This is a genomic window from Vibrio makurazakiensis (assembly GCF_050337375.1).
Taxonomy (GTDB): domain Bacteria; phylum Pseudomonadota; class Gammaproteobacteria; order Enterobacterales; family Vibrionaceae; genus Vibrio; species Vibrio makurazakiensis.
Window position 1 is genome coordinate 1 of the sequence record NZ_JAKJSW010000153.1, and the last position, 10460, is coordinate 10460.

13 protein-coding genes are annotated in these 10460 nt (G+C 42.5%); 8 read left to right on the plus strand and 5 right to left on the minus strand.

Annotated features, from left to right (window positions below):
• The first annotated feature begins 106 nt into the window (after positions 1-106).
• The 8 genes from mlaF to L4C33_RS15635 all read left to right on the plus strand — a co-directional run bounded on the left by mlaF (position 107) and on the right by L4C33_RS15635 (position 5509).
• Positions 107-901, plus strand: a complete 795-nt coding sequence (gene mlaF, locus L4C33_RS15600; RefSeq protein WP_428813340.1) for a phospholipid ABC transporter ATP-binding protein MlaF — start codon at positions 107-109, stop codon at positions 899-901.
• 1 nt (position 902) lies between these two features.
• On the plus strand, positions 903-1682 hold the full coding sequence (mlaE, locus tag L4C33_RS15605) for a lipid asymmetry maintenance ABC transporter permease subunit MlaE (protein WP_428813341.1): 780 nt from the start codon (positions 903-905) through the stop codon (positions 1680-1682).
• Between the two features lie 2 nt (positions 1683-1684).
• Complete coding sequence (gene mlaD, locus L4C33_RS15610) at positions 1685-2176, plus strand: outer membrane lipid asymmetry maintenance protein MlaD (protein ID WP_428813342.1); 492 nt, start codon at positions 1685-1687, stop codon at positions 2174-2176.
• A gap of 2 nt (positions 2177-2178) precedes the next feature.
• Positions 2179-2814 carry an ABC transporter substrate-binding protein gene (locus tag L4C33_RS15615; RefSeq protein WP_428813343.1) on the plus strand — a complete coding sequence of 212 codons (636 nt, stop codon included), beginning with the start codon at positions 2179-2181 and terminating at the stop codon, positions 2812-2814.
• Positions 2814-3122 carry an STAS domain-containing protein gene (locus tag L4C33_RS15620; protein WP_428813344.1) on the plus strand — a complete coding sequence of 103 codons (309 nt, stop codon included), beginning with the start codon at positions 2814-2816 and terminating at the stop codon, positions 3120-3122. The genes L4C33_RS15615 and L4C33_RS15620 overlap by 1 nt, the downstream gene beginning before the upstream one ends.
• 13 nt (positions 3123-3135) lie before the next feature.
• The gene (ibaG, locus tag L4C33_RS15625) at positions 3136-3390 is read left to right on the plus strand and encodes a BolA family iron metabolism protein IbaG (RefSeq protein WP_428813345.1); all 255 of its coding nucleotides are present in this window, start codon (positions 3136-3138) and stop codon (positions 3388-3390) included.
• A gap of 8 nt (positions 3391-3398) precedes the next feature.
• A complete protein-coding gene (gene murA, locus L4C33_RS15630) occupies positions 3399-4664 on the plus strand; it encodes a UDP-N-acetylglucosamine 1-carboxyvinyltransferase (RefSeq protein ID WP_428813346.1) in 1266 nt (421 codons plus the stop codon).
• Between the two features lie 104 nt (positions 4665-4768).
• Entirely contained in the window at positions 4769-5509 is a 741-nt protein-coding gene (locus L4C33_RS15635) for a 1-acylglycerol-3-phosphate O-acyltransferase (protein WP_428813347.1), read from the plus strand.
• Positions 5510-5600: 91 nt separating this feature from the next.
• On the opposite strand, the gene L4C33_RS15640 is transcribed toward L4C33_RS15635, so the two are convergent.
• The 5 genes from L4C33_RS15640 to arcA form a co-directional block, all read right to left on the minus strand.
• A complete protein-coding gene (locus L4C33_RS15640) occupies positions 5601-5990 on the minus strand; it encodes a RidA family protein (RefSeq protein ID WP_004735319.1) in 390 nt (129 codons plus the stop codon).
• A gap of 148 nt (positions 5991-6138) precedes the next feature.
• A complete protein-coding gene (gene pyrI / locus L4C33_RS15645; protein WP_428813348.1) occupies positions 6139-6600 on the minus strand; it encodes an aspartate carbamoyltransferase regulatory subunit in 462 nt (153 codons plus the stop codon).
• A gap of 15 nt (positions 6601-6615) precedes the next feature.
• Entirely contained in the window at positions 6616-7545 is a 930-nt protein-coding gene (pyrB, locus tag L4C33_RS15650) for an aspartate carbamoyltransferase (RefSeq protein ID WP_428813349.1), read from the minus strand.
• Positions 7546-7826: 281 nt separating this feature from the next.
• Positions 7827-8828 carry an ornithine carbamoyltransferase gene (argF, locus tag L4C33_RS15655; RefSeq protein ID WP_428813350.1) on the minus strand — a complete coding sequence of 334 codons (1002 nt, stop codon included), beginning with the start codon at positions 8826-8828 and terminating at the stop codon, positions 7827-7829.
• A 147-nt stretch (positions 8829-8975) separates the two neighbouring features.
• Complete coding sequence (gene arcA / locus L4C33_RS15660) at positions 8976-10196, minus strand: arginine deiminase (RefSeq protein ID WP_428813351.1); 1221 nt, start codon at positions 10194-10196, stop codon at positions 8976-8978.
• Between the last annotated feature and the right edge of the window lie 264 nt (positions 10197-10460).

Genomic DNA, 10460 nt, shown 5'->3' on the forward strand with positions numbered 1-10460 from the left:
ATTTAGTATAGAGCCAATAAATCGAACAGTGCTTTTAATTCTGCACTATAGTGCTTATGATACCCTTAATTACTAGTGCTTTCAGAGCAAGGATAACTGCGAAATTATGCCTACTACTGAACTTGTGAGAGTAGAGAACCTCAGTTTCTCACGAGGCAATCGAACTATTTTTGATAATGTCACCTTACAAGTCCCTAAAGGAAAAATAACCGCCATTATGGGGCCATCGGGGATTGGTAAGACGACGCTATTGCGCTTAATCGGCGGTCAAATCCTTCCTGAGTCAGGAGATATCTGGTTTGACGGTGAGAATATCCCATCATTATCTCGTCGCAAATTGTATCGTGCTCGAAAAAAGATGAGCATGCTATTCCAGTCGGGGGCGCTATTCACCGACCTTAACGTTTTTGACAATGTTGCATTTCCATTAAGAGAGCATACGGAACTCAATGAAGCATTAATTCGTACTATTGTTTTGCTGAAATTAGAGGCTGTTGGTCTTCGAGGGGCTGCTGAGTTGATGCCAAGTGAACTTTCGGGTGGCATGGCAAGGCGTGCGGCGCTCGCGAGATCTATAGCACTTGACCCAGAACTTATCATGTATGACGAACCGTTTGTTGGCCAAGACCCAATTACGATGGGGGTTTTGGTTGAACTGATTCGAAATTTAAACCAAGCGTTGGATCTAACTTCTATCGTCGTTTCGCATGATGTACCAGAAGTTATGAGTATTGCTGATTTAGTTTATCTGTTGGCCGATGGAAAAGTGATAGCAAGCGGCTCACCTGATGAACTGCGAGCAAACTCCGACCCTAGAGTTCAGCAATTTCTTCAGGGTGACGCCGACGGACCAGTTCCATTCCGCTTTCCAGCAAAAAGCTTAGAAAAGGATTTGTTCTAATATGATTTCAAATTATGTCGCAAGTGTTGGTAGACGCTCGCTTGCAATATGTGAAGCATTTGGCCGAGCAAGTTTGATGCTATTTGGTGCGTTAGCTGGTGTCCCTAGGTTCAAGAACTTTCCACTGTTAACTAAGCAGCTTTACAGTGTTGGCGTACAGTCTCTGGCTATTATTATCGTATCGGGTTTGTTTATTGGCATGGTGCTGAGCTTACAGGGCTATGTCATTTTGATCGATTACGGCGCTGAAGGCAGCTTAGGTCAAATGGTTGCTTTGTCATTACTTCGCGAACTTGGCCCCGTTGTGACTGCATTATTGTTTGCTGGCCGAGCTGGCTCCGCATTGACTGCTGAAATAGGTCTAATGAAAGCAACAGAACAGCTATCTAGTTTAGAAATGATGGCGGTTGACCCTTTAAAGCGAGTCATTGCACCTCGATTATGGGCGGGTCTTATTTCAATGCCGTTACTTGCTATGATTTTTATGGCGGTTGGTATTTGGGGAGGTCAATTGGTCGGTGTTGATTGGAAAGGTATCGATCATGGGAGCTTCTGGTCTGCAATGCAGTCGTCAGTAGAGCTAGGTCGTGATATTGGCAACAGTATGATCAAATGTATGGCATTTGCCATTACTGTCACTTGGATTGCTTTATTCAACGGTTATGACGCAGTACCAACTTCGGAAGGTATTAGCCGCGCAACAACACGCACGGTTGTGCATTCTTCTCTAGCGGTATTAGGGCTAGATTTTGTACTTACAGCATTGATGTTCGGGAATTAATCATGCAACAAACACGAAAATTAGAGTTATGGGTAGGCAGCTTCGTGCTTGCTGGTATTTGCGCAATCTTGGTAATGATTTTTCAAGTAGCTGACGTTAAAGGTATTGGTTCGGGTAATACTTACAACCTTAAAGCAACGTTCGATAATATTGGTAGTTTAAAGGTCCGTTCACCCGTTAAGGTTGGCGGTGTTGTCGTAGGACGAGTGAATAGTATTCAATTAGATCCTGAAAGCTATTTACCAGTCGTGTCCTTGTCAATTGATGGTCAGTACTCTCAATTCCCAGATACATCGAGCGCTCAAATCCTTACGTCTGGTTTGATCGGTGAGCAATACATAAGCCTTGTTCCCGGTTTCATCTTTGAAGATGAAGAGATGCTAGTCGATGGAGACTACATTGAAGATACTAAATCAGCGTTAGTCTTAGAGGATTTGATTGGTCAGGTACTGTATAGCGTTGGCGGTTCAGACGAGTCGGCAGAGAAGGAATAAGCATGAAGACATTATTTTTAGTAATAACTACGTTTCTTTTTTCATCTCAATTGCTTGCTGAAGAGATCGACCGTACTCAACCTTACGAGATGATGAGACAAGTYGCTCAACAGTCATTTGAGCGTCTTAAAAGCGAACAAGCGAATATTCAGCAGAACCCTGAGTTATTGAAGGTGATTGTTGAAGAAGAGTTGATGCCTTATGTCAATTCGAAGTACGCAGCATTGAAATTGTTAGGCCCTAATTTAAAGGGAGCCAAGAAAGCAGATGTCGGTATTTTTATTGATGCATTTAGAGATTACTTGGTGACTTCATATGCTCAGGTTCTTACTCAATATACGAATCAAACCATTGAGTTTGGTCCGGCGCCGAAGCTCAAAGATTCAAGTAGGATTACAGGTGTAAAGGTCGATATCGTTGATGCGCCGCGCCCAAATATCAAGTTAGAGTTTAAGCTTCGTAAAGATAAGAAAACGGGTGAATGGAAAGCATACGACATGGTAGCAGAAGGTATTAGCCTACTATCAAGTAAGCAATCTGAATGGAATACTAAAATCCGTCAGCAGGGCATTATTACGGTAGCTGAAGAGCTAGAAGAGTTGGCTAAACAGCCGATTCGTTTTGAGAGCAAGCTGTAATGACGCACTCTCAATGGAAAGAGCTGAATGAAAGCGACTTTGAATTGAGTGGCGATCTAGATCGAGAAAGTGTTCCCGCATTGTGGAAGACGTTATCTTGTTCAAAGTTTGTTCAAACAAGTGCTCAGGTTGATTTAAAAAGTGTCAAACGTATCGATTCTGCAGGAATGGTGATGCTAATTCACTTAATAGAGCATGCAAAAAATCAAAACTGTCATATAATGCTCAGTTTCGTGCCAGAACAATTACGAACGTTGTTCCAATTGAGCAATATCCAGCCATTGATGGCAGAACATATAAAAGATTAGGCAGGGGTAATTTGTGGACAGCACAAAAGTACAAGAATTATTAGCAGAGGCATTAAACCTTCAAGAGATTATCGCGAAAGGTGAAGGTAGCCACTATGAAGTTATCGCCGTAGATCCATGTTTCGAAGGTATGAACCGTGTTAAGAAGCAACAGCTGATCTATGGTCCATTGATGGAATACATTCAACGTAACGATATCCACGCTCTTTCTATCAAGGCTTTCACGCCTGAAGAATGGGAACGTGATAAGAAACTGATGTCTCTGTAAGGTTTAAAATGGAAAAGTTTCGAGTTATTGGATCGCAAGAACCACTAAGTGGTGACGTGACGATCTCTGGTGCTAAGAATGCAGCACTACCTATTTTATTTGCAGCAATCCTTGCGGAAGAGCCTGTAGAAGTGAGCAACGTGCCTCACTTACGTGACATTGATACAACGATGGAGCTACTTAAGCGTTTAGGCGCAAAAGTATCCCGCAATGGCAGTGTCCACGTTGATGGTAGCGAGATTAACGAATATTGCGCACCTTACGATCTAGTTAAAACAATGCGTGCATCTATTTGGGCTTTAGGCCCTTTAGTTGCTCGTTTTGGTCAAGGTCAAGTTTCATTACCAGGTGGCTGCGCGATTGGCGCCCGTCCTGTTGATTTACATATTCATGGTTTAGAGCAACTTGGTGCCACCATTGCTTTAGAAGATGGTTATGTAAAAGCAAGTGTTGATGGCCGTTTGAAAGGCGCTCACATTGTCATGGATAAAGTGAGTGTCGGCGCGACAATCACAATCATGTGTGCAGCAACGCTAGCAGAAGGTAAAACTGTGTTAGATAACGCGGCTCGCGAGCCTGAGATCGTTGATACTGCTGATTTCTTAAATCAGTTAGGTGCGAAAATCTCTGGTGCGGGTACGGATACTATTACTATCGAAGGTGTAGAGCGTTTAGGTGGTGGTAAGCATAGTGTTGTTGCTGACCGTATCGAAACTGGTACTTTTTTAGTAGCAGCGGCTGTATCTGGCGGTAAAGTGGTTTGTCGCAATACCAGTGCTCATCTTCTAGAAGCAGCATTAGCGAAGCTAGAAGAAGCGGGTGCTAAGGTTGAAACAGGTGAAGATTGGATCAGTCTGGATATGACCGATCGTGAACTTAAAGCCGTTAAAATTGTGACGGCACCTCACCCTGGTTTCCCTACTGATATGCAAGCTCAGTTTACTTTATTGAACATGATGGCTAAAGGCAGTGGTGTGATTACTGAAACGATTTTTGAAAATCGCTTCATGCATATCCCTGAACTTCAGCGCATGGGCGCAAAAGCAGAAATTGAAGGTAATACAGCAATCTGTGGTGAAACTGAGAAGCTAAGCGGCGCTCAGGTTATGGCGACAGATCTACGTGCTTCGGCAAGCCTTGTTATTGCCGGCTGTATTGCGAGCGGTGAAACCATCGTAGATCGTATTTATCACATCGATCGTGGTTATGACAAAATTGAAGACAAGCTATCAGCACTAGGCGCAAATATTGAGCGTTTTCGCGAGTCAGGTTAAACTGACGAATAGTTTGGATTAAGCTTAAAGCCGAAACTTAGGTTTCGGCTTTTCTATAAGTAGTACTAAGTTAGCAAAGTGACTTAGGTTCGTGGAGAACAAAAATGATTGCACTATTCCGTATACTCGCTCTGGCAATATTTGCAGTAGTGATGTTTGTGTTTGGCTGTGGCTATTGTCTATTTAGCCCTCGTAACCCTAAACATGTATTTACCTTCGGTCGTTACTTTGGCCGCATGTCTAAAGTTTTCGGTATTACTTTAGATTTACGAATCCCAGAAGATGCGTACTCTCGTGGGCAACATGTTTATATTGCTAACCACCAAAATAACTGGGATCTATTTACTGTATCTTCAGCCGTGACGCCTAAAGTCGTGACAGTTGGTAAGAAGAGCTTAGCGTGGATGCCACTGTTTGGTCAGTTGTACTGGCTTACGGGTAATATTCTAATTGATCGTGCAAACCGTTCAAAAGCTGTTGGTACTATTGACCAAGTCGTTAACAGCCTGAAAGGCAGTGACGTTTCAGTATGGATGTTCCCAGAAGGGACTCGTTCACGTGGCCGTGGTTTGCTTCCTTTTAAAACGGGTGCGTTCCACGCAGCAGTTGGAGCTGAATTACCAATCATTCCTATTGTATGTAGTTCGACTGGTGGGATTAAACTTAACCGTTGGAATAATGGTCATGTGATTGTGGAAATGCTGCCACCAATCAGTACTGAAGGTTATGAAAAGTCTAATATCCGTCAGCTGGCTAATACTTGCCGCGAACAGATGAAAGAAAAACTTGAAGCTTTGGATAGCGAAGTTGAAATGTTAAACCAAAAGAAAGTCGCATCTAACTAATTGGTAGATTAGCTAGTTTTAGGTTTCAAGTTAATAAAAAGGTTGCTAGTGATAGCAACCTTTTTTGTATTTGAAGCAGAGTAATTTATTACTATTTACGAACCGCAATCGCTTCGATTTCGATACCAACATCTTTTGGTAGACGAGCTACTTCAACACAAGAACGAGCTGGGTAGTTTGCTACGCCGTGCTCGTCGAAGAACTTGCCGTATACTTCGTTTACTGTACCGAAGTCATTTAGGTCTTTAACGAATACCGTTAGTTTAACGATGTCTTTTACTGTTAGGCCTGAAGCTTCAACAACCGCTTGAACGTTATCTAGAGATTGACGAGCTTGCTCTGCGATATCTGCAGATACTTCACCTGTCGCTGGGTTTACAGGGATTTGACCAGAAGTCAGAACCATATTACCTAGGTCAACACCTTGTACATATGGGCCGATTGCTGCTGGAGCTGATTCTGTGTGAAGTACTTTAGTCATGTGTTATTCCATCTATTTATAGGGTAAAAGCGAAATTCAGTGTGCCTTCAAACTATTGAGAGGTAAAGAGTAAAATACCCCGCACAAGCGAGGTATTTCATAGTTTTGACACTCAATCTCGGGGAGATGAAATGAAGTACAGTGATGCCTATCTTTCTGTCACAATTTCACGCGAGAATACTTTTTCACAGTATTTGCATTTAAGACGAACATTGTCGTTCTTTTCAAAAATCTTAAAGCTGCTTTCAACAGGTTCATTATGCGTAATACAGTTGGTATTTGGACACTCAAAAACATCGTTGATTTGTTCAGGTAACTCTAAAGCGAGCTTCTTAACGACTTCGTAATCTTCAATTTGGTTGACCGTTGCATGTGGTGCATAAAGTGCCAACTTATTAGCTTGCTCTTCACTTACAAAGACATTTTCAATTTTTAGCAGGTCTTTGCCACCCAGAGCTGAAGACGGTAAGTTTAAACCAATGGTCACTCGTTGATTAGAATTCTGCATATCAAATAACTTCAGTACTTTAATACCGACGTTGGCAGGGATGTGATCGATAACTGTACCGTTTTTAATTGCTTCAACTTGCAATTGAGTTTCTTTAGTCATGATTAATCTCCGTGATTACAGGGTTTCATTTAACACAAGAGCGAGTAATGCTTCACGAGCATAAACACCATTTTCAGCTTGCTCGAAGTAGTAAGCATGTGGTGTCTTATCTACATCTGTTGTGATTTCGTCGACGCGTGGAAGTGGGTGTAGAACTTTTAAATTTTCACGTGCTCCTTCAAGAAGCCCAGCATTAAGAATATAAGCAGATTTGATGTGCGCATATTCAGACTCATCGAAGCGTTCTTTTTGTACACGGGTCATGTAAAGGATATCGAGTTCAGGGATCACACTTTCCATGTCTGTATGTAAGCTGTATTCAATCCCTGCTTCGTCCAGTTCTTCGCAGATATAGTCAGGCATTGCCAGTGCTTCTGGTGCGACAAAGTAGAAACGAATGTTACTGAATTTCGCTAGAGCTTGCGTGAGAGAGTGTACTGTGCGGCCATATTTAAGGTCGCCAACGAACGCAACATTTAGGTTATCTAAGCGGCCTTGAGTTTCTGCAATAGAAAACAAATCGAGTAGGGTTTGTGTCGGGTGTTGGTTAGCGCCATCGCCGGCGTTGATTACAGGTACACCGTTAGAAAACTCAGAAGCAAGGCGAGCTGCGCCTTCTTGAGGGTGGCGCATTACGTAAGCATCTACGTAAGAAGAGATAACCTGTACAGAGTCTGCTAGTGTTTCACCTTTCTTAGCCAGTGAAGTGTTACCACCACTGTCGAAGCCGATAACATCACCACCAATGCGTTGGATAGCTGTTTCAAAAGAAAGACGTGTGCGAGTTGAAGGTTCGAAGAAACAGCTCGCAATCACTTTGTTTTTAATTAGTTCAGGGTTTGGCTCTGCTTTAAGTTGACCAGCAGTCTGAACAATCAATTCAAGCTCTTCACGAGAAAGCTCTGGAATTGAGATGATGTGCTTTTGATAGAGCGAATTTGCCATGATCTTCTTCCCCACAATAATGTATTAGCCATAAAAAAGCCCCCCATAATGGGAGGCTTTAAAAAAGTGCTGAAAAGCAGAATAGACGACCTTGCAAGCATGCTAGCTTACGAGCAATATTCGATTTTTTCACGATATTGATTGGTGTCATTTTCACTACTCTCAGACAAATTGCCGAGAATTATACGCKTTMRATTTGTGAKCGCAAGCGATTACATCAAGCTTTTGACTGTCTGCGTATTTGTCTTGTTCATCCGTTTGTTTTTACAGAGACAGGCTGATTAGCCAAGTGTTGCGACCATAACGGCTTTGATCGTATGCATACGGTTTTCCGCTTCATCAAAAACAATGGAGTAGTCAGACTCAAACACTTCATCTGTCACTTCCAACCCATTCATACCGTACTTATCAGCAACTTGCTGGCCGATCACCGTTTCGTTGTTATGGAAAGCGGGTAGGCAGTGCATGAATTTAACCTGTGGGTTACCCGTAAGCTTGATGACGTCCATATTGACTTGGTAAGGCTTCATTTTCGCTACACGATCATCCCAAGCTTCAGGAGCTTCGCCCATAGAAACCCAAACATCGGTATAGAGGTAATCACAGCCTTTTACGCCTTCAGCTACATCTTCTGTCAGTGTTATTTTTGCACCAGTCGCTTCTGCAATTGCCTGGCATTGTAGAACTAGTTGTTCTTCTGGCCAGAATTCTTGAGGGGCAACTAGGCGAATGTCCATGCCCATTTTTGCAGCGCCAACCATTAATGAATTACCCATATTGTTACGAGCGTCGCCAAGATAAGCAAAGGATACTTGGTGTAATAATTTGCCACGACCATGCTCAAGCATAGTGAGGAAGTCGGCTAAAATCTGAGTAGGATGAAACTCATCGGTTAGGCCATTCCAGACAGGGACACCAGCGTGTTCACCGAGAACTTCGACAATATCCTGGCCGAACCCACGATACTCAATGCCATCGTACATTCTTCCTAGTACACGCGCGGTATCTTTCATCGACTCTTTCTGACCTATCTGGGAACCGGATGGGCCGATATAGGAAACTTGAGCCCCTTGATCGAAAGCTGCGACTTCAAAGGCACAGCGAGTTCGTGTTGATGCTTTCTCAAAGATAAGTGCTATGTTCTTGCCCGACAGTTTCTTTTGCTCAGTTCCTGCATATTTAGCTTTTTTCAGCTCGGTAGAAAGATCGAGTAAAAACTGGATTTCTTTTGGTGTGAAGTCGAGTAATTTTAGAAAGTTGCGGTTGCGAAGATTAAACGCCATATCTCGCTCCTTGAGCTTAGAGAGTCAAATTAGAACCTAGTTAAACATATAAATGCTACTTTTGTGAATAATTATTTTTAATTGAAGCTAAAAAAAGCTGATGTATAACACATCAGCTTTTAGTCAATCTTATGATGGAATTAGAGGTTAAATTCCGTCACGCTCAATTGGACAACTCATACAACGAGCACCACCACGACCACGTCCAAGTTCGTTACCTGGAATAGTCAGAACTTCGATACCAGCTTTATCGTATTTTTCGTTGGTGTAAACATTACGTTCGTAGCCAATGACGGTTCCCGGTTTCACGGTAAGCACGTTATTTGCGTCATTCCATTGCTCACGCTCAGCTTCGTAGCTGTCACCACCAGTTGTAATGATCTTTAGGTGATCAACATCTAGTGCTTTCTCAATGGCACTTAAATAGTTGTCTGCTTTCTCAACACGCATTTCACCATTTTCTTTTGGTGTTAGGCGCCATGTATCTAGGTCTTTACGCACGATCTCTGGGTAAACAGAGAACGTGTCGATATCCATGTGAGTCATCACTGTATCTAAGTGCATACATGAGCGGTGTTTCGGAAGGTCAATCGCGATGACTTCAGTTGCTTGCCCTGACTTAAATAGGTTCGCTGCTAGGTTTTCAACACCTTGTGGTTTTGTACGCTCAGAAATACCGATAAGTACCGCGCCTTTACCAATAACCAGTACGTCACCACCTTCAATGTTGGCATTGTCGTAATGAAGATCTTCATCACCGAAGTACTTAATGAAATCTTGACCGGCGAAGACTGGGTGCCAATGATAAATAGCACGTAGATGATTAGTTTCACGCTGACGGGCAGGCATCATCATCGGGTTAAGAGAAACGCCACCGTATACCCAGCATGAGGTATCACGAGTGAAAAGGTGATTCGGTAGCGGTTCAATAACGAAATCTAATGGGCGGTGCATTTTCGGTAACATCGACGATGACTTAATCGGTAATTCAGAATAAGCCAAGCCACCTAGCAAGATTGTTGCAAGGTGTTCGTTGTCCATTTCAGCCAGGTATTTACGCAAGTCACGCGCAAAAGTCGGCCCATAGCGGAAATCGGAAATCTGCGTGTTGAGCAACCATTCACGAGCTTCTGCAACRTCTAATGTTTCTACCAATAGATTGTGCAGTAGCAATACTTCTACACCTTGATTACGTAGGGTAGAGGCGAAAGCATCATGTTCTTCACCCGCAGCTTCTACAGCTAAAACGTCATCAAATAAAAGTTCATGACAGTTTGAAGGGGTGAGGTGGGTGAGTGCTCGTTCAGGTCTGTTTAATAGAACTCGTCTTAACTGACCAACTTCGGAGCCAACGTACAGCTTACTCATTTTGCATCCTTACTTTTAATCCAACTTCTATTTATGACAAGCTTGGTCGGAATATGCAAGTTTTCAAAATGGTGTATTTAATCAACTAGCGGCTGTATTTTGGATATAAAATCTACAATTATAAGATTATATTCCTTTTTTCACTAAAATCAGCCCATTCTAGTTTGGGGTTATATTTGCGTTAATATGCTTTTATATAGGTAGGTTATTTTAATGCTTTCCCAGTTTATACTGAGTATTTATTCGTTATTATTCACTTATAGT